General features: G+C 65.5%; 22 protein-coding genes. 15 read left to right on the top strand and 7 right to left on the bottom strand.

Annotated features, from left to right (window positions below; translation table 11 throughout):
- The first annotated feature begins 17 nt into the window (after nucleotides 1-17).
- From N5A92_RS15265 to N5A92_RS15235, 7 genes are all read left to right on the top strand, one after another.
- Nucleotides 18-878: an FAD binding domain-containing protein gene (locus N5A92_RS15265; protein ID WP_260904272.1), complete on the top strand. Its 861-nt coding sequence runs from the start codon at nucleotides 18-20 to the stop codon at nucleotides 876-878.
- Nucleotides 875-3,619 (top strand): molybdopterin-dependent oxidoreductase, encoded by a 2,745-nt coding sequence (locus N5A92_RS15260; protein WP_260904271.1) that lies wholly within the window; start codon nucleotides 875-877, stop codon nucleotides 3,617-3,619. Before N5A92_RS15265 ends, N5A92_RS15260 begins: the two co-directional genes overlap by 4 nt.
- On the top strand, nucleotides 3,616-5,142 hold the full coding sequence (locus N5A92_RS15255) for a 6-hydroxynicotinate reductase (RefSeq protein ID WP_260904269.1): 1,527 nt from the start codon (nucleotides 3,616-3,618) through the stop codon (nucleotides 5,140-5,142). The genes N5A92_RS15260 and N5A92_RS15255 overlap by 4 nt, the downstream gene beginning before the upstream one ends.
- Nucleotides 5,139-6,026 carry a UPF0280 family protein gene (locus N5A92_RS15250; protein ID WP_260904268.1) on the top strand — a complete coding sequence of 296 codons (888 nt, stop codon included), beginning with the start codon at nucleotides 5,139-5,141 and terminating at the stop codon, nucleotides 6,024-6,026. Before N5A92_RS15255 ends, N5A92_RS15250 begins: the two co-directional genes overlap by 4 nt.
- Nucleotides 6,019-6,603: an amino acid synthesis family protein gene (locus N5A92_RS15245; protein WP_260904267.1), complete on the top strand. Its 585-nt coding sequence runs from the start codon at nucleotides 6,019-6,021 to the stop codon at nucleotides 6,601-6,603. Before N5A92_RS15250 ends, N5A92_RS15245 begins: the two co-directional genes overlap by 8 nt.
- On the top strand, nucleotides 6,600-7,061 hold the full coding sequence (locus N5A92_RS15240) for a MarR family winged helix-turn-helix transcriptional regulator (RefSeq protein WP_260904266.1): 462 nt from the start codon (nucleotides 6,600-6,602) through the stop codon (nucleotides 7,059-7,061). The genes N5A92_RS15245 and N5A92_RS15240 overlap by 4 nt, the downstream gene beginning before the upstream one ends.
- Nucleotides 7,062-7,134: 73 nt before the next feature.
- The gene (locus N5A92_RS15235) at nucleotides 7,135-7,749 is read left to right on the top strand and encodes a class I SAM-dependent methyltransferase (protein ID WP_260904697.1); all 615 of its coding nucleotides are present in this window, start codon (nucleotides 7,135-7,137) and stop codon (nucleotides 7,747-7,749) included.
- A 6-nt stretch (nucleotides 7,750-7,755) separates the two neighbouring features.
- Here the strand turns inward: N5A92_RS15235 and N5A92_RS15230 are convergent, their stop codons facing one another.
- Both N5A92_RS15230 and N5A92_RS15225 read right to left on the bottom strand, forming a co-directional pair.
- On the bottom strand, nucleotides 7,756-8,211 hold the full coding sequence (locus N5A92_RS15230) for a GNAT family N-acetyltransferase (RefSeq protein WP_260904264.1): 456 nt from the start codon (nucleotides 8,209-8,211) through the stop codon (nucleotides 7,756-7,758).
- 4 nt (nucleotides 8,212-8,215) lie between these two features.
- The gene (locus N5A92_RS15225; RefSeq protein ID WP_260904260.1) at nucleotides 8,216-9,250 is read right to left on the bottom strand and encodes an aspartate-semialdehyde dehydrogenase; all 1,035 of its coding nucleotides are present in this window, start codon (nucleotides 9,248-9,250) and stop codon (nucleotides 8,216-8,218) included.
- Nucleotides 9,251-9,631: 381 nt separating this feature from the next.
- Here N5A92_RS15225 and N5A92_RS15220 point away from each other — a divergent pair, with 381 nt between their 5' ends.
- Genes N5A92_RS15220 through N5A92_RS15210 form a run of 3 tightly spaced genes read left to right on the top strand, consistent with a single transcriptional unit; the run spans nucleotide 9,632 to nucleotide 10,717 of the window.
- Complete coding sequence (locus tag N5A92_RS15220) at nucleotides 9,632-10,027, top strand: DUF6152 family protein (protein ID WP_260904258.1); 396 nt, start codon at nucleotides 9,632-9,634, stop codon at nucleotides 10,025-10,027.
- A gap of 12 nt (nucleotides 10,028-10,039) precedes the next feature.
- Complete coding sequence (locus tag N5A92_RS15215) at nucleotides 10,040-10,516, top strand: DUF6644 family protein (protein ID WP_260904257.1); 477 nt, start codon at nucleotides 10,040-10,042, stop codon at nucleotides 10,514-10,516.
- A 57-nt stretch (nucleotides 10,517-10,573) separates the two neighbouring features.
- Nucleotides 10,574-10,717, top strand: coding sequence for a peptide ABC transporter permease (locus N5A92_RS15210; RefSeq protein ID WP_260904256.1), 144 nt, complete (start codon nucleotides 10,574-10,576; stop codon nucleotides 10,715-10,717).
- A gap of 38 nt (nucleotides 10,718-10,755) precedes the next feature.
- Here N5A92_RS15210 and leuB read toward each other — a convergent pair whose 3' ends face one another.
- From leuB to leuD, 3 genes are all read right to left on the bottom strand, one after another.
- Complete coding sequence (gene leuB, locus N5A92_RS15205) at nucleotides 10,756-11,868, bottom strand: 3-isopropylmalate dehydrogenase (protein ID WP_260904255.1); 1,113 nt, start codon at nucleotides 11,866-11,868, stop codon at nucleotides 10,756-10,758.
- A gap of 70 nt (nucleotides 11,869-11,938) precedes the next feature.
- A complete protein-coding gene (locus tag N5A92_RS15200; protein ID WP_260904254.1) occupies nucleotides 11,939-12,331 on the bottom strand; it encodes a RidA family protein in 393 nt (130 codons plus the stop codon).
- Nucleotides 12,332-12,344: 13 nt separating this feature from the next.
- Nucleotides 12,345-12,950 (bottom strand): 3-isopropylmalate dehydratase small subunit, encoded by a 606-nt coding sequence (gene leuD, locus N5A92_RS15195; protein WP_260904253.1) that lies wholly within the window; start codon nucleotides 12,948-12,950, stop codon nucleotides 12,345-12,347.
- Nucleotides 12,951-13,063: 113 nt separating this feature from the next.
- Between leuD and N5A92_RS15190 the strand changes: the two genes are divergently transcribed.
- Entirely contained in the window at nucleotides 13,064-13,954 is an 891-nt protein-coding gene (locus N5A92_RS15190) for an HpcH/HpaI aldolase/citrate lyase family protein (protein ID WP_260904251.1), read from the top strand.
- On the top strand, nucleotides 13,951-14,157 hold the full coding sequence (locus N5A92_RS15185) for a DUF1737 domain-containing protein (protein WP_260904250.1): 207 nt from the start codon (nucleotides 13,951-13,953) through the stop codon (nucleotides 14,155-14,157). The genes N5A92_RS15190 and N5A92_RS15185 overlap by 4 nt, the downstream gene beginning before the upstream one ends.
- Nucleotides 14,158-14,163: 6 nt before the next feature.
- On the opposite strand, the gene N5A92_RS15180 is transcribed toward N5A92_RS15185, so the two are convergent.
- A complete protein-coding gene (locus N5A92_RS15180) occupies nucleotides 14,164-14,502 on the bottom strand; it encodes a YunG family protein (protein WP_425248594.1) in 339 nt (112 codons plus the stop codon).
- Nucleotides 14,495-14,938: a metallopeptidase family protein gene (locus tag N5A92_RS15175; RefSeq protein ID WP_260904244.1), complete on the bottom strand. Its 444-nt coding sequence runs from the start codon at nucleotides 14,936-14,938 to the stop codon at nucleotides 14,495-14,497. The genes N5A92_RS15180 and N5A92_RS15175 overlap by 8 nt, the downstream gene beginning before the upstream one ends.
- A 183-nt stretch (nucleotides 14,939-15,121) precedes the next feature.
- Here N5A92_RS15175 and N5A92_RS15170 point away from each other — a divergent pair, with 183 nt between their 5' ends.
- From N5A92_RS15170 to N5A92_RS15160, 3 genes are read left to right on the top strand one after another with little or no spacing between them, the layout of a single operon-like run.
- Nucleotides 15,122-16,111, top strand: a complete 990-nt coding sequence (locus tag N5A92_RS15170) for an ImuA family protein (protein ID WP_260904241.1) — start codon at nucleotides 15,122-15,124, stop codon at nucleotides 16,109-16,111.
- Complete coding sequence (locus N5A92_RS15165) at nucleotides 16,029-17,510, top strand: DUF6504 family protein (protein WP_260904695.1); 1,482 nt, start codon at nucleotides 16,029-16,031, stop codon at nucleotides 17,508-17,510. Before N5A92_RS15170 ends, N5A92_RS15165 begins: the two co-directional genes overlap by 83 nt.
- Nucleotides 17,507-20,860 carry an error-prone DNA polymerase gene (locus N5A92_RS15160; RefSeq protein WP_260904239.1) on the top strand — a complete coding sequence of 1,118 codons (3,354 nt, stop codon included), beginning with the start codon at nucleotides 17,507-17,509 and terminating at the stop codon, nucleotides 20,858-20,860. Before N5A92_RS15165 ends, N5A92_RS15160 begins: the two co-directional genes overlap by 4 nt.
- Nucleotides 20,861-20,875: the final 15 nt, after the last annotated feature.

The following is a 20,875-nucleotide window of genomic DNA, read 5'->3' as shown; positions in this document are numbered from 1 at the left end:
GAGCAGGCAAGCGCGGCATGGCGATACGCTACGCGAAACCAACCGACCTTGAGGAAGCGCTTCGGCTTTTGGGCGAGGCGCGGTGGACGATCCTCGCCGGCGGCACGGATTTCTATCCCGCACTCGGTAGCGCGCCGCTACGTGATGACGTTCTCGACATCAACGGCCTTGCCGCCCTGAAGGGTGTTTCGGAGACCGAGAACCATATCGTCATCGGCGCCCGCGCCACCTGGACGGAGCTTCTGCGCCATCCCCTGCCACCCGCCTTCGACGCGCTGAAGCTGGCCGCGCGCGAGGTGGGCTCGATCCAAATCCAGAACAGCGGCACAGTCGCCGGCAATCTCTGCAACGCCTCGCCCGCCGCCGATGGGGTGCCGCCGCTCCTCATCCTCGACGCCGAGGTGGAAATCCGCTCGGCAAGGGAAAAGCGCATCCTGCCGCTGAAGGATTTCATCCTCGGCAACCGAAAGACAGCGCTTGGGCCCGGCGAAATGGTCACCGCCGTCCGCATCCCCAGGCAGGCAGCTTCCGGCACGTCCGGCTTCGTCAAGCTCGGCGCCCGCCGCTATCTTGTGATCTCCATCGCCATGGCGGCGGCGCGCGTGGTGGTCGCCGAAGGAAAGGTCGCCGAAGCTGCCATCTCCGTCGGCTCATGCTCGGCCGTCGCCCAACGCCTTGTTGGTCTGGAGGAAAGGCTGAAGGGTGAGCCGCCGCAGGCGTGCTCCGGCATCGTCGCCACCTACAACTTCCCCGAACTCTCGCCCATTGACGACGTGCGCGGCACGGCGAGCTACCGCTTGCAGGCGGCGCGCGAGATCGTCGCCCGCGCATCGCTCCAGGCGACGGGCGGCGACGCAGAGGGAGGGCTTGCCGCATGAGCCTCGCAACCATCCCCCTCTGCTTCGAGATCAACGGCACGACCGTCGCAATCGACGTCTCGCCGGTGGAGCGCCTCTCGGCCGTCCTACGCGATGAACTCGGCCTGACCGGCACCAAGGTCGGCTGCGACGCCGGCGATTGCGGCGCCTGTTCGGTCATCGTTGACGACGAAGTGGTGTGCGCCTGTCTGATGTCCGCCGCCAGCGTGGAAGGAGCGAGCGTACGCACAGTGGAGGGCCTTGCCAACGGCAGCCTGTCCGCCCTGCAGCAGTCGTTCCTGCGCCATGGCGCCGCCCAATGCGGCATCTGCACGCCGGGCCTACTGGTGACGGCGACGGCGCTTCTGGAGAAGAACCCGGCGCCCAGCGAGGCGGAGGTGCAGGATGCCTTGGGTGGCGTTCTTTGCCGCTGCACGGGGTACCGGAAGATCGTGCGGGCGGTGACGAACGCCAATGGTCCAACTGCACTCGACACCGCACTCATCCCCTCCCGTGCCGCCGTCGGGGCCTCGCCCATCCGTCTCGACGGCGAGCGCAAGGTGACGGGTGCGGAGATTTTCGGTGCCGACGAGCGGCCCAAGGATGCGCTTTCAGTTCTGGTGGTGCGTTCGCCGCACTGGCATGCGGCGTTCGAGATCGGTGACACGGAGGCTTTCGTCCGCGCCCATCCCGGCGTCCTGGCCGTCTTCACCGCCGCCGACATCCCCGGCCGCAACCGCTTCGGCGTCATCCCGCCCTTCGCCGATCAGCCTGCGCTGGCGGAACACCGGGCGCGCTTCCGTGGTGAAGCCGTGGCGTTGATTGCCGGCGAGCGCGCGGCGATCGAGGATCTTGACCCGGCCGATTTCCCGATCGTCTGGAAGGAGCTTCCCCACGCGCTTTCCCCCGATGAGGCGAAGATTCTCCCGCCGCTGCACGAGGGCCGCAACGGCAACCTTCTGACGCAGGGCTATGTCGAGTGCGGCGACCCGGAGGCTGCCCTGGCGAATGCCCATGCCACCGTCAGCGGCGCCGTCGAGACCTCCTATGTCGAGCATGCGTATATCGAACCCGAGGCCGGCTTTGCCGCCATGGAGGGCGACACGCTCATCATCAAGGCTTGCACCCAGGCCCCCTATATGGACCGCGACGACACTGCCGCCGTGCTCGGTCTGCCGCCCGAGAAGGTGCGCATCGTGCCGCTGGCGACTGGCGGCGGCTTCGGCTCTAAGCTCGACATCTCACTGCAGCCGCTGATCGGCCTCGTGGCGCTGAAGACCGGCCGGCCGGCAGCACTCGTCTATACGCGCGGCGATTCCATGCGCTCCACCACCAAGCGCCATCCCGCCGCCATGAAGGCCACCATCAGCGCGGATGCAGAGGGCCGCATCACCGGCATGGTCTTCGAGGGTGATTTCAACACCGGCGCCTATGCGAGCTGGGGGCCGACAGTGGCCAATCGCGTGCCGGTGCACGCCTCCGGCCCCTATGTCACACTCAACTACCGCGCCGTCGGCCGCGCCATCCACACCAACGGGCCGATCTCCGGCGCCTTCCGCGGCTTCGGCGTGCCGCAGGCAACGATCATGCAGGAGACGCTCTACGACCGGCTGGCCGAAAAGCTCGGCCTCGACCGGCTGGAATTCCGCATCCTCAACGCCCTGACCAACGGACAGAAGACGACCTGCGGCCAGCTTCTGACAAGCGGTGTCGGCATCCGCCAGTGCCTGGAAGAGCTGCGCCCGCAATGGCGGCGCGCCCTCGACACCGCCGCCCGTCTCAACGCCACCGCCGGCAAGACCCGCCGCGGCGTCGGCGTCGCCTCCTGCTGGTATGGCTGCGGCAACACCTCGCTGCCCAACCCCTCGACCATCAGGCTCGGCATAACGCCGTCCGGCCGCGTCGTCCTGCACCAGGGTGCCGTCGACATCGGCCAGGGTTCGAACACTGTCGTGACCCAGATCTGCGCCGACGCTCTCGGCCTCCCCCTTTCCACTTTCACGCTTCTGGGCGGCGACACGGGGATAACACCGGACGCCGGCAAGACCTCGGCCTCGCGCCAGACCTTTGTCTCCGGCAAGGCCGCGGAACTTGCGGGCCGTCAGCTGCGCGAGAAGATCCTGCGCTTCGCCAACGTCTCGGAAGCGGCGGAGATTGCCATCGAGGGCCAGCACCTACTGGTGAGCGAAGGCGAGGTGCGGCGCAGCATCGCCCTTTCTTCGCTACCCTTGGACGCGGACGGCTATGCCTTCGCCGCTGAGGCCACCTACGACCCGCCGACTGAGGCCCTCGACGAAAAGGGCCAGGGCAAGCCCTACGCCGTCTACGGCTATGGCGCCCAATTGGTGGAGCTGGAGGTGGACGTGACGCTCGGCACGGTGAAGCTCCTGAAGTTCACCGCCGCCCATGATGTCGGCCGCGCCGTCAACCCGCTTCTCGCCGAGGGCCAGATCGAAGGCGGCATCGCGCAAGGCATCGGCTTGGCGCTGATGGAGGAGTACATTCCAGGCCACACCGAAAACCTGCACGACTATCTCATCCCTACCATCGGCGACGTACCGGAGATCGAGACCATTCTGGTGGAAGTGCCGGACCCGGAAGGCCCGTTCGGCGTCAAGGGGCTGGGCGAGCACGTGCTTATTCCGACCGCACCGGCGATTCTCAACGCCATCCGCCACGCCACGGGCGCCGAGATCACAAAAGTGCCGGCCACGCCCGCACGCGTGCTTGAGGCGATTCAGGCGGTGGAGAAAGCCTTATGAACGAGCTTTTCGAGCGTTTCGAGGTCGAGCCACCGCAAAAGCCCGCCGGCGAAAAGCTGCGCTGCGACGCCTGTCCGGTGATGTGCTACATCGCCGAGGGCCGCACCGGCGCCTGCGACCGCTACGGCAATTTCGGCGGCAAAATAACGCGCTGCGACCCCGTGACCATTTTGGAACACGCCGAGGAGGAGAGCGCCCCGCTGGTCCCCTTCGGCGGCGAGGAGCCGTGGAACGGCGAATTGGTCAACACCAAGCGCCGCTTCGTCAGTGCCATCGGCGCCGGCACCACCTATCCGGACTATAAGCCGGCGCCCTTCATTGTCTCTCAGGAAGTTGAAGGCGTCGATCTCGTCACCGTCGTCACCGAGGGCATCTTCTCCTATTGCGGCGTCAAGGTGAAGATCGACACCGACCGGCATCTCGGCCCCGAGACCGCCATGGTGCGCGCCGAAGGCGAGCCGGTGGGCCACGTCACCACCGCCGAGTACGGCTCGCAGATGCTCTCGCTCGGCGGCGTGAAGCATCTCACCGGCGGCTCCAAGGCGGAAGGCCGCGTCACTTGCAGCACACTCATGGACCTGTGCAACAAGAAGCCGGTAGAGCTTTCCATCGACGGCGGTGCCACGGTCGTCGTCCAAGCCGGCGCCGCCCCGATCATCGACGGCAGGCGCGAGGAGCGCATGCGGGTCGGTTGCGGCTCGGCAGCAATAGGCATGTTCGCCACCCAGTGGCGCGGGCTGGTGGACGAGGTCGTGGTGGTCGACGACCATATCACCGGCGTCGTCTCCGAGCACCAGGCCGGCAAGGTGATCGGCTGGGAGGATACCGGCATAAAGATCATCGGCCGCCGCTCCACCCCCGGTCGCTATTTCAAGGTCTCCGAGCCGGGGCTCGGCTGGGGCGGCACGACGATCTCCGATCCGCTGGAAATTCTGGGCGATTTCAACGCCAAGAAAGGGGCGCGGCCGGGCCTCTCCCTACTCATGGTCTCAACCACGGGCGAGCAGTTCGCCTATTACGAGCTCGACGACGATCTGAAGCCCGTGCAGAAGCAGTTCCCGGAGCGGCTGCGCAAATCCGTCGACCTCATCGAGGAAAATTGCGAACCCGCCCTTTGCACCGTGCTTTTCATGGGCGGAGCGGGCGGCTCGCTTCGCGCCGGCGTGACTGAAAACCCCGTCAATCTCACCCGTTCCGTGCAGGGGCTTCGGACCTACGTCACCTGCGGTGGTGCGCCGGTCTATGTCTGGCCGGGCGGCGGCATTACGCTAATGGTCGACGTCACGCGCATGCCCGACAACGCCTTCGGCTACGTGCCCACACCCGCACTCGTGGCACCCATCGAATTCACGCTGCGCCGCGATGACTATATCCGCCTCGGCGGCTATGCGGACGAGATCCGCTCGATCGAGGACGTGCTGGAAAAGGGCGGCGAGTATTTCAACAGCCGCGAAGAGAAGGCCGCGCCCGCAGGGAACCCCTGGCCACTGCTGCAGCAACTGCGCCGGGAGCCGAAGGGATGAACGGTCCCGCCGTCACCTGGCTTGCAGACCGCCGCCGGTTGCACATGAACCACGGTCCCATCGATCTCATCGTCGAAGCCTTCGGCGCCGAGGTCGAGCGGCAGGCAGCCTACACCCAGGCCGCGAATCGTTTCGGAACCGTTCTGGAAGAGCTGGTCACGGAACTTCCCCTGTTGCGCCAGCCCGTGAGCGAAGCCTCCCGCACCCTCCGCTTCTCCACGGCGAGACGCATGGAAGAGGCAGCAAGGAGCCACGCCCCGACCTTCGTCACACCCATGGCGGCGGTGGCAGGCGGCGTGGCGGACGAGATGCTGACGGCCTTGGTCGCAGGCCGCCGTCTCCGGCGCGCCTATGTCAACAATGGCGGTGACGTCGCGCTTTACCTGGCGCCGGGCGAACACATGGACGCGGCGATCGCCGGCACCGGCCACGGCTTCGCAGATCATCTGGCCATTAGCGCGGAGGATTCCGTGCGCGGCATCGCCACCAGCGGCTGGCGCGGGCGCAGTCATTCGCTGGGCATCGCCGATGCCGTCACCGTATTGGCGGAGAACGCGGCACAAGCCGATGTTGCCGCAACGCTGATCGCCAACGTCGTCGATCTGCCCGGCCATCCGGGCATTGCCCGCGTGCCCGCTTCGCAAATCGACCCCGACAGCGATCTCGGCGACCGGCTGGTGACGCAGGATGTCGGCCCGTTTTCCGACGTCGAGGTGGCCGCCGCGCTCGAGCGCGGCCTAGCGACCGCGAATGCCATGGCCGAACGCGGCCTGATCCATTCCGCCGCCCTTTTCCTGCGCGGCGAAAGCCGCATCTGCGGCCCGCTTGCGGCAGCCGGCGGCAGTGCCTACAAGCTCTCCTGGAGGACCGTCTGTCATGTCTGAATTCACCGCCCGAAAGATCGCCGTTCTGTCGGAGGAAATCTTCCACGAGGGCGGGCCTGCTCCCGCCGCCCCACGCCGCCGCGCCGCGGCCATGGCGCTGGTGAAGAACCCATTTGCCGGCCGTTATGCGGAAGACCTCGAAAGCGCGATGGAGGATCTGAAACCGCTCGGCCTGCAGCTTACCGACCGCCTTATCGAAACGCTCGGCGGCGACATCTCGTTGATCGACGGCTTCGGCAAGGGCGCCATCGTCGGGGTGGCGGGCGAGCTGGAGCACGGCGCCCTGTGGCATGTGCCGGGCGGCTATGCCATGCGCGAGCGGCTGGGCGACTCCAAAGCCATCGTGCCCTCGGCCAAGAAGGTCGGAGCCTTCGGCGCCCGTCTCGACGTGCCACTCGGCCACATCAACGCCGCTTACGTGCGCAGCCATTTCGACGCCATGGAGGTGGGGATCGCCGACGGGCCGAGGCCCGACGAAATCCTTTTCTGCCTCGCCATGGCTTGCGGGCCGCGCGTTCACGCGCGCATGGGCGGTCTCAGGGCCGAGGACGTGAAGGGGGAGGACGGCCTTAGATGAGCGTCCCCGGCAAGCTGAAACTGGTGGAGGAAGACCGCAAGGCAGAAGACTACCGCCTGGACGAACAGGTGGGCTTCGTCCTGCGCAAGGCCAACCAGCGCCATCTGGCGATCTTCGCCGCCAGGATAGGTGACCTCACGCCGCCGCAATTCGCCACTCTCGCCAAGCTTTACGAGGTCGGCGAGACCTCGCAGAACCGGCTCGGCCAGCTGATCGCCATGGACGCGGCGACCATCAAGGGCGTAATCGACCGGCTGAAGGCGCGCCGCCTCGTCGCGCTTACCCCGCACGCGCAGGACCGCCGCCGCCTCCTGGTCGATCTCACCGACGAGGGCCGCACGGCGATCGAAGCGCTCCTGCCGATCGCTCACGAGGTCACCGACGAGACGCTCGCCCCCCTCACCCCTCGCGAAGCCGCCACGTTCCTGCGCCTGCTGTCCAAGCTGGCGGACGGGTAGCGCCTGAGGCGCTGATGTGAAGGAGGCTGTGCTGAACAGAGCACTCGATCCGCTGGATTTCATCCGCGCGAACATGCGCCTTGCGCCGGTCCCGTCGCTTCCCGAGATCCAGCTTTACACCGCCCATCCGGGGAGCGGCCTGCGCCGCCTTGCCGAGGAAGACGAGGGAGGGTTCGGACCGCCTTATTGGGCATATCCGTGGCCGGGCGGTGCCGTGCTTGCCCGCTATCTCCTCGACCGGCCGGAGACGGTGGCCGGCCGCCGTGTGCTTGACCTGGGCGCCGGCTCCGGCATCGTCGCAATCGCCGCGGCGAAAGCCGGCGCGGGCGCGGTAACCGCGGCCGAAATCGACCGCCACGCCGTCGCTGCGCTCACGCTCAATACCCTTGCAAACGGCGTTACCGTCGCAGTGGTCGCGCAGGATCTCACCGCGGGACCGCCGCTTGCGGTGGATTTGGTCGTAGCCGGCGACCTCTTTTATGAACGCGCCCTCGCCGAGCGGGTGACGGCCTTCCTCGATCGCTGTCTCGCCGCCAGCATCGAGGTGCTTATCGGTGATCCCGGCCGCGTCTATCTGCCCCGCCCACGGCTCCGCATGCTCGCCGAATATCCGGTGCCCGATGTCGGCGACATCAAGAACGCGCCGATGAAGAACAGCGCCGTCTTCTCGCTCGAGCGTGCGGCCTGACGGCTCTCAACGTTCGGCCCGGTACCGTACATAGCGGATGTCCGGCAGTTTCTCCTCGTTGCCGCTGCCGTCGCCGAAGACCTCCGCAACGAACCCATGCCTTTCATAAAAACGGCGAGCGCCGCTGTTGGCCTGGAAGCAATGAAGCTTGACGACCGGCATGACGGCGGTTGCATGGTCTAACAGTCGGCTCCCTACGCTGCGGCCGGTCCATCCTGGTTTCAGATAAAGCTGCTCGACCCACTCGCCCTCGACGGCGATGAAGCCGACGATCTCGCCCTCTGCCTCGGCAATGGTAACCTTTTGATGCCGCAGCACGTGGTTGCCGATGAAGGCTCTGTCCTCCTCCGGTGTATGCACCATCGGCATCCAGTTGAAGGAGCTCAGCGCCGCCCGCATGACCCGTGCGATCTCGTCCGCGTCCGCTCGCCTTCCCGGACGCAGGACGATCTCGCGCGTCATCGCCTCAGGCAGCCTGCTTCTTGGGCGTGATCAGCCCGCGCGCGACGAGCAGCTCGGCGATCTGCACCGTGTTCAGCGCCGCACCCTTGCGCAGATTGTCGGACACCACCCACAGCGCGAGGCCGTTTTCAACGGTGGGATCCTCGCGAATGCGGCTGATATAGGTGGCGTCCTCGCCGGCCGACTCGTAGGGCGTGACGTAGCCGCCGTCCTCATGCTTGTCGACCACCAAGCAGCCTGGCGCCTCGCGCAGGATCTCGCGCGCTTCGTCCGCCGTGATCGGCTTCTCGAATTCCAGGTTCACCGCCTCGGAATGGCCGATGAAGACCGGCACGCGCACGCAAGTGGCCGTCAGCTTGATCTTCGGGTCGAGCATCTTCTTGGTCTCGGCCACCATCTTCCACTCTTCCTTGGTGAAGCCGTCTTCCATGAAGACGTCGATATGCGGGATGCAGTTGAAGGCGATGCGCTTGGTGAATTTAGTCGTCGAGATGGGATCGGCCACGAAGACGGCCCGCGTCTGCTCGAAGAGCTCGTCCATGCCCTCCTTGCCGGCGCCGGAGACCGACTGGTAGGTCGAGACCACCACACGCTTGATCCTGGCCGCGTCATGCAGCGGCTTCAGCGCCACAACGAGCTGCGCAGTTGAGCAGTTGGGGTTGGCGATGATGTTCTTCTTGCGGAAGCCTTCCACCGCGTCCGGGTTCACCTCAGGCACGATCAGCGGCACGTCCTGATCGTAGCGCCAGGCCGACGAGTTATCGATGACGACGCAGCCCTGCCGGCCGATCTTCGGCGAGAATTCCTTGGATACCGAGCCGCCCGCCGACATCAGGCAGATGTCGGTGTCGGAAAAGTCGTGATTGTCGAGCGCCTTCACCTTCAGCGTCTTGTCGCCGTAGGAGACTTCCGTGCCGAGGGAACGGCGCGAGGCAAGCGGCACAATCTCGTCGGCGGGAAAGCCGCGTTCTTCCAGAATGTTGAGCATTTCGCGGCCGACATTTCCGGTGGCGCCGGCAACGGCTATCTTGAAACCCATGGGTTATTAACTCCTGTCCCTCTCCGCTTGGCTTGGATGGAGCCCGCCGGCCGCGCGGGCTTCTCGCCTCCCCGGCCTTGCTCGGGGAGAGTGCGAGCGGGCCAAGGAAGGTCAGACCGTTTTGGCGGTCGTTTTGGCCGTCGTCTCGGTAAAGCGGAAACCGGCGCCGCTGTTCCCGGCGGCGTCGAGCAGGCTGGCGATGAAGTGCGCTGAAAGGTGGGCGCGCATGAGCCGTGCAATCTCCGTTTCCGCGCCGGGTTTTACGCTGAATCGACGCGAAGTCAATCGTGCGGCCGTCCGGCCGCTCGCTTGAACGTGATTTTGGCCGTGCGCTCCCTCGTCGTAAGTTCCCTTCGGCGGGAACAGATCAGGGAGATGCCCATGAGACATCACACGCCGAGACGCTTCCTACCGCGCATCCTCGCTCTGGGTGTCGGCCTCGCCGCCGGCGCCGTTCCGGCACTCGCTCACCACGGCTGGGCCTGGACCGAGAACGAACCTTTCGAGCTCACCGGCTCCATTGAGGATATCTATATCGGCAACCCCCATGTCACGCTCAGCGTGCGCGCCGAAGACGGCCTCTGGCATGTCGACCTTGCGCCCCTCGCGCCCACGCTTCGGGCCGGTTTCGACGAGGGCGCCGCGGAGATCGGTGATACCGTGACCTGCGTCGGCTTCCGCTCCAGCGATCGCGGCGAGATGAGCATGAAAGCGGCGCGCGTGGTCATCGACGGCGAGACCTACGACGTCTATCCCAACCGCGTGCCGGACGCCTGAGGGCAAACGCAGATGCTGGCGGAGTGGCTGCAGGCACTGCATGACTGGCAGGTGGCCGCGCTTCTGCGGCGCTCGCTCTACGTCTATCCGCTCCTCAACGCCACGCACATCTTTTCGCTGACGCTGCTGATCGGCGCGATCCTGCCGGCGGACCTGAGGATGCTGGGGCTGTTCCCGAATATCGCCGCGGCACCGTTCCTGCGGCTGATGGCGACGATTTCCGCCATCGGCCTGCTGCTCGCTGTCGTCACCGGTTTCCTGCTGTTCTCGGTCCAGCCGCTGGAATATGCCTATAACGCAGCATTCCTGACCAAGGTCTTGCTCATCGTGCTCGGCGCGGCGAATGCGATTTTCATTCGCCTCAGCTCCGGCTGGCAAAAGGCCACGACCGCCGGCGTCATAAGCCCTCGCCTCAAGGCCGGTGCAGCGCTGTCGCTGGTCATCTGGATCAGCGCACTCCTCGCTGGCCGCTGGATCGCCTTCCTCTGAATGCCGGGAGGGGAACATTTCGCCCGCCACGCACATTGCTCGATTAGGAGTGTGCGCATGGCCGAAAAGCAGAAAAGAACCTTTTCCGCACGCAATGCCAGCCAAGGCTACATCGTCCTCAAGACACCGCTGCGGCGCCTGATTTTCTTCGGCGGCCTTATCGGCATCGTCTTGCTGTCTCTCTTGCTGGCGCTCACCTGAGAAGGCTATGCGCCAGCTGGAGAGGGTGTGCGGCAACCCTAGGCTGAAAGCGCCCGGAACTTCTCCACCACAGCGTCGCCCATCGCCGAGGTGCTCACCTCGCGCATGCCCTCCGACATGATATCGCCGGTGCGGTAGCCCTCGTCCAGCACGTCGGAGATCGCCTTCTCCAGCCGGTCGGCTTCCGCGACCATGTTGAAGGAGTAGCGCAGGCACATGGCGAAAGAGGCGATCATGGCGATGGGGTTGGCGATGCCCTTGCCGGCGATGTCGGGCGCGGAGCCGTGCACCGGCTCGTAGAGCGCCTTGCGGCTGCCGGTCTTCGGATCCGGCGCGCCGAGGGAGGCCGACGGCAGCATGCCGAGAGAGCCGGTCAGCATCGCCGCCACGTCCGACAACATGTCGCCGAACAGATTGTCGGTCACGATGACGTCGAACTGCTTAGGCCAGCGCACGAGCTGCATGCCGCCGGCATCCGCCAGCATGTGGGTGAGCTCCACGTCGGAATATTTCGCCTTGTGGGTTTCCGCCACAACCTCTTTCCACAGCACGCCGGACTTCATCACGTTGTGCTTCTCCATCGAGCACACCTTGCTCTGGCGCGTGCGCGCCAGCTCGAAGGCCACACCCGAGATGCGCTCGATCTCGAAGGTATCGTAGACCTGCGTGTCGATGCCCCGCTTCTGGCCGTTGCCAAGGTCGATGATCTCCTTCGGCTCGCCGAAATAGACGCCGCCTGTGAGTTCCCGCACGATGAGGATATCGAGCCCCTCGACCACGTCCTTCCTCAGCGAGGAGGATTCGGCAAGTGCGGGATAGCAGATGGCGGGGCGCAGATTGGCGAAAAGCTCCATCTCCTTGCGCAGGCGCAGGAGCCCCGCCTCCGGCCGTACCTCGTAAGGCACATCGTCCCATTTCGGCCCGCCGACAGCGCCGAAAAGAACCGCGTCGGCGCTGAGCGCCCGCTCCATATCGGCGTCGGAGATAGCCTCGCCATGCGCATCGTAAGCCGCGCCGCCGACCAGCCCCGCCTCCGTCTCGAAGCCGGCGCCGAATTCGGCGTTCATGACAGTAATGAGCTTCGTGACCTCGGCCATTGCCTCGGGACCGATACCGTCGCCAGGAAGGAGGAGGAGCTTGCGCGATGCCATGGGATGCCTCTTGCCGATGTAAGATCGCGCCCTTGCTAAACGGCGGGGCGAGCTTGCGCAAGATGCGGCGTTAGCCGCCGGCGCGGTCGCGCTTCAGCGCCGTCACCTCGATCTCGACCTTCATTTCCGGCTTGGCGAGCTTGCAAACCACCATGGTCGCTGCCGGCCGGATGTCGCCGAAGGCCTCGCCCAGGATAGGGAAGACCCGGTCCACATAGGCGCGGTCGGTCACGTAGTAGTGCGCCCGCACCACATCGGCCATTTCGAACCCGGCCTCCATAAGCGCGGCGCGAATGGTGGCGAGGCAGTTCCTCGTCTGCTCCTCCACGCCCGGAGGCATGGTCATGGTGGCGTAATCATAGCCGGTGGTGCCGGAGACGAAGCACCAGTCGCCGTCAACCACCGCGCGGCTGTAGCCGGCGGTCTTCTCGAAGGGAGAGCCGGTGGAGATCAGGCGGCGCACAGGGCTTGTCCGCTCACGCCCAGGGACGGCTTTTGGTGTATTTTTGCTCGAACGACTCGATGGCCGGTGCCTTTTCCAGCGTCAGCCCGATATCGTCGAGCCCGTTCAAGAGGCAGTGGCGCTTGAAGGCATCGATCTCGAAGGTGATCACGCCGCCGTCCGGCCCGCGGATTTCCTGGGCTTCGAGGTCGACCGTCAGCGTCGCGTTGGCGCCGCGTTCGGCGTCGTCCATCAGCTTCTCCAGCTCATCCGGGCTGACGACGATGGGCAGGATGCCGTTCTTGAAGCAGTTGTTGTAAAAAATATCGGCGAAGCTGGTGGAGATGACGCAACGGATGCCGAAGTCGGCGAGCGCCCACGGCGCGTGCTCGCGGCTCGACCCGCAGCCGAAATTATCGCCTGTGACCAGGACCTTCGCGTTCCGGTAGGCCGGCTTGTTCAGGACAAAGTCCGGATTCTCGGAGCCGTCCTCGTTGTACCGCATCTCGGCGAAAAGCCCGCTACCGAGCCCCGTGCGCTTGATCGTCTTCAGATAATCCTTGGGAATGATCATGTCGGTGTCGACATTGACGATGGGGAGCGGCGCAGCGACGCCGGTGAGCGTGGTGAACTTTTCCATGGGCCTGGTGCCTGTCTGATCTTGCAGAGTGGGTCGAGCCACCATGTACATCAAGCTTGGTGCTCACGCAAAGGCTCTTGCGTCCGCCCCCGCCCTCGGCCATGAAATGCGCCATGCACGAGCCCCTTACCCGCCTCCGCCGTTCCGTCCTCTTCGTCCCGGCCAGCAACGAAAAGGCGCTGAAGAAAAGTGCTGCGCTTGCTTGCGATGCCGTCATCTTCGATCTCGAGGACGCCGTCGCATCCGAAGAGAAGGCGGAGGCGCGCGAGCGGCTGCGGGCATTCCTCAGCGGCCCCGGCCGTCCGCAATGCGAGGTCGTCATCCGCATCAATACCCTTTCCGGCGAATGGGGCACGGAAGACCTCCTCGCCGCCCGCGCGGTGAAACCCGATGCCATCCTCTTGCCCAAGGTGGACGGCCCGCGCGACATCCTCGACGCCGGCGCAGCGCTGGACGAGACCGATGCGCCGCGCTCGCTCAGTCTTTGGGCGATGATGGAGACCCCGCGCTCCCTCCTCAATGCCGGCCCCATCGCCGAACTGGGTCGCGACCCGGCAGCGCGGCTCGCCTGTCTCGTCGCCGGCACCAACGATCTGGTGAAGGAGACCGGCATCGCCCCCGGCCCCGGCCGCACCAACCTCCTGCCGTGGCTGATGCAGCTTGTGCTCGCCGCCCGCGCCGGCAACCTCACCGTGCTCGACGGCGTGTCGAACGACTTCCGCGAACTTGAAGCCTTCGCCCGCGAATGCGCTGAAGCGCGCGGCATGGGCTTCGACGGCAAGACGCTCATCCACCCGGCGCAGATCGCCTCCGCCAACGCCGCCTTTGCGCCGACGAAGGAGGAGGTGGAGGAGGCCAAAGCGATCGTCGCCGAATTCGCCAAACCGGAAAACCGCTTCCGCGGCGTCGTCTCGCTGAACGGCCGCATGGTAGAGCGACTGCATCTGGAGATGGCCGAAGGGCTGCTCGCCAAGGCGAAACAGATCAAGGAGAAAGGCGAATGAGGCTCTACCGCTTCCTGACCGGGCCCGACGATTCCAGCTTCTGCCACAAGGTCACCGCGGCCCTGAACAAGGGCTGGCTGCTCCACGGCGGCCCTGCCTACGCCTATGACGCGGAAGCGCAGACCATGCGCTGCGGCCAGGCCGTCTACAAGGAGGTGCAAGGGGAGGAGTATTCGCCGGACGTCAAGCTGGGCGATTATTGAACTGGGCTATGGGATGGACGTTCCAAGCCGTGCTTTCAGCGCTTCGTACTGCGCCGGGGTCGTATCAGCGAGAGCCTCCTGCCGGCTCGATGGTGTGTCGTCAAACAGGATGGGCCTGCCGAACTGGCTAAGGGTGAAATCCCACCGCCGGCCTCCGATGCGGTTGTAGAAATGCGAGCCGGCAGGCGTTTCGGTCTTCAGGATTTCGCCACCGAAAAGATCTTGAACCACCAGCGCGGTAACGCTGCACTGGCCGCTGGCAGGATTTTCCGCGCTCCATTTACCGGAGCTTTCTGCGCTCCAGGCGGAGCGCAGGTGCTCCTCGAAGGCCTGCAAGTCACGCACCGGCGCTCGGCCACTCACCCGCGCTCTCCTCGATACGCGCCATGTCGTCGTCCGACAGGCCGAAATGATGGCCGATTTCGTGGATCAGCACATGCGCCACGATATCGCCCAGCGTCTCCTCGTTTTCGGCCCAGTAGTCGAGGATGGCCCTGCGGTAGAGCGTGACGCGGTTTGGGCCGTCCCCGGTGGCCGGATTCCAACGCTCGGCGATGCCGCGCCCCTCGAACAGGCCGAGCAGATCGAACGGCGTTTCCAATGCCAGGTCGTCCATGATCTCCTCGGTGGGAAACTCGGCGATCTGGATGACGATGTCGCCGGTGAGTTTACGAAACTCCTCCGGCAGGTTGGCATAGGTCTCCATCGCCAGAAGCTCGAACTCGGCGAGGGAGGGAGAGAGCTGGTCGTGCCAGGCGCGTGTCTGGTAGATGCGTGCCATCTTGTGTCCTTTGCCGCGCATATAGCGTTTTCCGGCGGCGGATTCGAGAGTGCAGGTGGTTCCTTTCCTCTTTGGGAAAAGAACGCATTCCAGGAAGGAATAAAATCCTTCTTGACTCTGGGACAAAGCTCTGGAATCGATAGGAACATAACAGGAACACAATAAAAGGCCGGAGCGGACGGCATGGCACGCACTGCCATGGCGCAGGAGACGATTTGCGCCCTGCGCCGGAAAATCGCCAGGATTGAGGGGACCCTGCCCGAGCGGCTTGCCGCGCCGGACGAAGGGGATGGCCTGGTGCTGCGCCGTGGCATCTCGGCCACGCGCCAAGCCGCGGCCTCCGCCTTCCTGGAAACCGGCGTGTCGGGCCTCGACGCCGCCCTGGCCGGCGGCTTGCCGCGGGCCGCACTCACCGAAATCCACGGTAAGGAAACCCGCGACGCGGGTGCTGCGGCCGGCTTCGTCCTCGCTCTCGTCGCCCTATTGCGCAAGAGCGGCAGCCAAGGGAGAAACGCTGTCTGCTGGATCGGCACGATGGACCTCTTCCGCGAGGCGGGATGTCCCTATGCTCCAGGTTTGGAAAAGCTGTTCGGCCTCTCCCCCGACAATCTCCTGTTCTCCCCCGTGGAACACCTTGCCGATGCGCTGTGGGTTGCCGAGGAGGCTGCCCGTCTGAAGGATTTCTCCGCCGTCATCCTAGAGCTTCGCGGCAACCCCGCCCGCCTCGATCTCACGGCGACCCGCCGTCTCCACCGGCGGGCGCAGGAGATCGGCCGCCCCGTTTTTCTCCTCCGTGAGGCGGCCCTGGCGGAGCCGACGGCGGCGCCCGTGCGCCTCCAGGTTTCCGCAGCCCCCGCCTCGCCGCGCTCGACCCTGGCCGGCCCTTTGGAGGATGCGATCGGCCATCCCGCCTTCACCGTCGTCATCGGCAAGAGCCGCACTGCCCTGCCGGGACAATTCGTTCTGGAGTGGAATTCCGATGCCTTCACTTTCCACGAAATCCGCCCAGCGCGTTCTCGCGCTCTGGTTCCCGCATCTGGCCACCGACCGCATCTTCCGGCAACGGGCGGGGCGATCGTGGCGCTGCGGCCTGCCGGCAAAGTATCCGCCCCTAGCGATCAGCCACCGCGAAAAGAACGCCCAGCGCATCGCCGCTCTCGACGAGCGAGCTGAGGCGCTAGGGCTGAGGCCCGGTCTTGGCGTGGCCGACGCGCGCGCCATGCACCCCTCCCTTGAGATCATCGAGGCTAATCCGGAAGCAAACCGCCGCCTGCTTACGGGGCTGGCTGACTGGTGCGACCGCTATACGCCCCTCGTCGCCCTCGATGGCGATGACGGCCTATTCCTGGACATCACTGGCTGCGCCCACCTCTTCGGCGGCGAGGAGAAGATGATGGAGGACATCCTTTCCCCCCTCCTTGCCCAAGGCTTCGATGCGCGCGCGGGCCTCGCCTCCTGCCCCGGTGCGGCCTGGGCGGCGGCACGTTTCTTGAGCCCCTCGGTGATCCCGCCCGGCGGGGAAGCGGATGCCCTTGCGCCGCTTCCCCTTTCCGCCTTACGCATCGACCCCGACAGCCGTGCCGGGCTGGAAAGTGTGGGTCTGCACACGGCAGGCGCCATCCTCGATGCGCCCCGCATACCGCTGGCACGCCGCTTCGGAGCCGACCTTATGAGGCGGCTCGACCAGGCGCTGGGGCGAAGCGAGGAGCCGATCTCCCCGCGCCTGCCCGTGCCGCCACTTTCAGCCGAGCGGCAGCTGGCCGAGCCGGTGGCGACAGCCGAGGATATCGAGAGCCTCACCCATATGCTCGCCGTCACCCTGCGCCAGGATCTCGAGCGCCGCGGCGAGGGGGCCGATGCGCTGCAGCTTTCCTTGTTCCGGGTCGACGGCGCGGTGCACCGGCACGTGATCCGTACGTCGCTACCCCTGCGCGAGCCGGGCCTTATCCGAAATTTGTTCCACGAGAAGCTTGCCGCGACCGGAGACGAGGTCGACGCCGGCTACGGCTTTGAGCTGGTCCGGCTTTCCGTTCTCAAAGCCTCTCCCTTCGCCGTTGAGCAGGTCGATCTCGCCGGCGAAAGCGCCGAGGGCGAAGAAGGCCTTGCCCTTTTCGCCGACCGCGTGCGCGCCCGCCTCGGCGGGAATGCGCTGATGCAGCCCGCGCCGATCGAAAGCCACATTCCCGAACGCGCCGTCCGGATGGTTCCTTTCGCCGTCTCCGATAAGACCACCCTTGCGAGGAAGAAGGCACCGCCCGCGGACGCTCCTGCCAATCTGGGGCGACCGATCCGCCTCTTCTCCCGCCCCGAGCCAGTCGAGGTCATCGCCGCCGAGGTACCGGAAGGCCCGCCGCTCCATTTCCGCTGGCGCCGTGCCATGTACCACGTCGCCCGCTCCGAGGGCCCCGAGCGGCTGGCGCCGGAGTGGTGGCGCGAGGCGGACAATGCCCCCACGCGCGACTATTTCCGCGTCGAGGATGCCGAAGGCCGCCGCTTCTGGCTCTACCGCCAGGGCCTCTATGGCGCCGCGGAAGAAATGCCGCGCTGGTTCATGCACGGGATTTTCCCATGAGCACGGCCTCCCCCTATGCCGAATTCGCCGTGCAGTCGAATTTCTCCTTCCTGCGCGGCGCTTCAAAGCCGGAGCAACTGGTCATCGCGGCAAAGCTCTACGGCCATGTGGCCATGGGCCTTGCCGACCGCAACACGGTGGCGGGCACAGTCCGCGCCTGGAGCCAGTCGAAGCATATCGAGCTGCCGGAGACGGCGGAGGTGGTCCAGCTACCCTATCACCCCGGCTGCCGCCTCGTTTTTGCCGACGGCACGCCCGACATCCTCGCCTATCCTCAAGATCGTCAGGGCTGGGGGCACCTGTGTCGTTTGCTGACCCAGGCCAATATGCGTGAGGAAAGCGAGAAGGGTGCTCCTCTCATCTTCGCGCGCGACCTTTTCGAATGGGGTGATCGCATGTCGCTTGCCGTGCTGCCAGATCTTGACGGCCCGCCCGAAGAGACACTCGCCTTCTTGCGCTCCCTGAAGGACCGGTTCAAGGACAACCTCCGCCTCGCCGTTGCCCCCGCCTACTGGGGAAACGACCGCTGGCGGCTGGCCCAGGCGGCTGATCTGGCCGATGCCGCCGGCCTGCCGATGATGGCGGTCAACGACGTGCTCTACCACGCGGCGGAACAGCGTCCCCTGCAGGACGTGCTCACCGCGATCCGCCTAAACACGCCGGTCGCCGAGGCGGGCTTTGCCCTTGAAGCCAACGCCGAACGCCACCTGAAACCGCCGGAAGAGATGGTCCGGCTTTTCCGCCGCTATCCCAAAGCCTTGGCCGAAACGGTTCGTTTTGCCGAAAGCCTCTCCTTCTCGCTGAGCGAGCTTGAGCACAATTATCCCGACGAGCCGACGGAATCGGGGCTTCCGCCCCAGGTCGAGTTGGAGCGCCTCACCTGGGAGGGTGCGAAGGAACGCTTCCCGCAAGGTTTGTCTGCGGAGCACGAGAACCTCATCCGCAAGGAACTCGCTCTCGTCGAGCGGAAGAACTATGCGCGCTATTTCCTGACCGTCCACGACATCATGAAGTTCGCGCGCTCAAACGGGATTCTTTGCCAGGGGCGCGGTTCGGCGGCCAACTCCCTCATCTGCTACTGCCTGCGCATAACGGATGTTGGGCCGGACATCATGGACCACCTTCTCGAGCGCTTCATCTCCGAGGAGCGCAACGAGCCGCCGGATATCGACGTCGATTTCGAGCACGGACGGCGTGACGAAGTCATCGCCTACATTTATGAGAAGTACAGCGAAAAGCATACGGCGCTTGCCGCCTCCGTCGTCTCCTATCGGGGCCGTTTGGGGCTCCGCGAGGTGGCCAAGGCGCTCGGCCTTTCCGAAGACGTCATGTCTGCGCTGTCCGGCTCGATCTGGGGTTGGTCGAGCGAGGAAGTGGGCGACAAAGCGACCAATGCCGCCGGCCTGAACAGGACCGACCCCCGCACCAGGCAACTGGTGACCCTCGCCAACCAGATCATGGGCTTTCCGCGCCACCTCTCCCAGCATGTGGGCGGCTTCGTCATCACCAAGGACCGGCTCGACGAGATCGTGCCCATCGTCAAGACGGCGATGGAGGAGCGCAAAATGGTCGAGTGGGACAAGGACGACCTGGACAATGTCGGCCTGCTCAAGGTCGACGTGCTGGCGCTCGGCATGCTGTCCTGTCTGCAACGCGCCTTCAAGCTCCACAAGAAGCACTATCTCCCCGACCATACCGAAGAACTGACGCTCGCCACGGTCCCTCAGGACGAGCGGCCCGTGTACGATATGATCAGCCGCGCCGACACGGTCGGCGTCTTTCAGGTGGAATCGCGTGCGCAGATGTCGATGCTGCCGCGCTTGAAGCCCGATTGTTTCTACGATCTCGTCATCGAGGTAGCGATCGTGCGGCCGGGGCCCATCCAGGGCGACATGGTGCACCCCTACCTCAGGCGGCGTGAGGGCAAGGAGCCTGTCGAATATCACAGCGAAGTTCTGGAGCGCATCCTGCGCAAGACCAAGGGCGTGCCTCTCTTTCAGGAACAGGCGATGAAGATTGCCATCGAAGCCGGCGGCTTCGAACCATGGGAAGCCGACCAGCTGCGACGCGCCATGGCCACCTTCAGGCGCACGGGCACGATTCAAAACTACGAGCAGAAGATGATCGAGGGCATGGCCTCGCGCGGCTATCCCCGCGAATTCGCCGAGCGTTGCTTCAGACAGATCGAGGGCTTCGGTGAATACGGCTTCCCGGAAAGCCACGCCGCCTCCTTCGCCCTCCTCGTCTATGCGTCGGCATGGTTCAAGGCCTTCTATCCCGACGTCTTCTGCGCCTCGATCCTGAATTCCCAGCCCATGGGTTTCTATGCACCGGCGCAGCTCGTGCGCGATGCGCGCGAGCATGGTGTCGAGATTCGTGCCGCGGACATCAACCTGTCCGACTGGGACTGCACGCTGGAAGAGGTTTCCTTCGACCCCGCCCAGGTGGCGGAACGGCACGCGGAGATGCGTCCTGTCATCCAGACGCGGCACGCCGTGCGTCTCGGCTTGCGCCAGATCAAGGGGCTTTCGGAGGAGGATGTGAAGCGGCTCGTGGAAAATCGCGACATCGGCTACGATTCCGTGCGCGACCTGTGGCTGCGCGCCGGCTTAGGCAAAAGCACCGTCGCCCGCCTGGCGGAGGCGGACGCCTTCCGCTCCCTCGGCCTCGACAGGCGTTCGGCCCTTTGGGCCGCACGGGCGTTGGACGAGAAGGCGGCCGCCGAACGCCTGCCGCTTTTCGGGCGGCCAAACCTGAGCCTTGCCGACCGCGAGCCGGAGGTGCGCCTGCCGCCCATGCCGCTCGGCGAACACGTGGTGCACGACTACCGCGTGCTCGGCCTATCGCTCAAGGCACACCCCGTCTCCTTCCTGCGCACCCGCCTAGATGCGGAAGGCGTGACCGCCAACGAGCGTCTGTCGGCGATAGGCAACGGACGCCGCCTTTCCGTCGCCGGCCTGGTGCTCATCCGCCAGCGCCCCGGCACCTCTAAAGGCGTCATCTTCATGACCCTCGAGGACGAAACCGGCATCGCCAACACCGTCGTCTGGCACAAGACCTTCGAGCGTTTCCGGCCGCAGGTGCTGGGCGCCCGCTTCGTGCGCATCACAGGCCGTCTGCAGGCGGCCTCGGGTGTCATTCACCTGATTGCCGAACGGATCGAGGACCTGAGCACCTGGCTCGACATCCTGGTCAAGGACGACCGACAAAGAGAGGGCGAGACACGGATCGGGGCGAAACAGCCGGACACTACGGCTGCGCAAGGCGGGTCGCCGCCATTGGAGGGAGTTTCACGGCCCGCACGGTCGCAAACCGCCGCCGTCATGCCCAAGGGGCGGAATTTCCATTAAAACCAGGCTGAAAAG

It is taken from the genome of Chelativorans salis (assembly GCF_025336525.1).
Lineage (GTDB): Bacteria > Pseudomonadota > Alphaproteobacteria > Rhizobiales > Rhizobiaceae > Chelativorans > Chelativorans salis.
The sequence above is the reverse complement of the archived record's forward strand: the minus strand, read 5'-3'. Positions and strand labels throughout refer to the sequence as shown.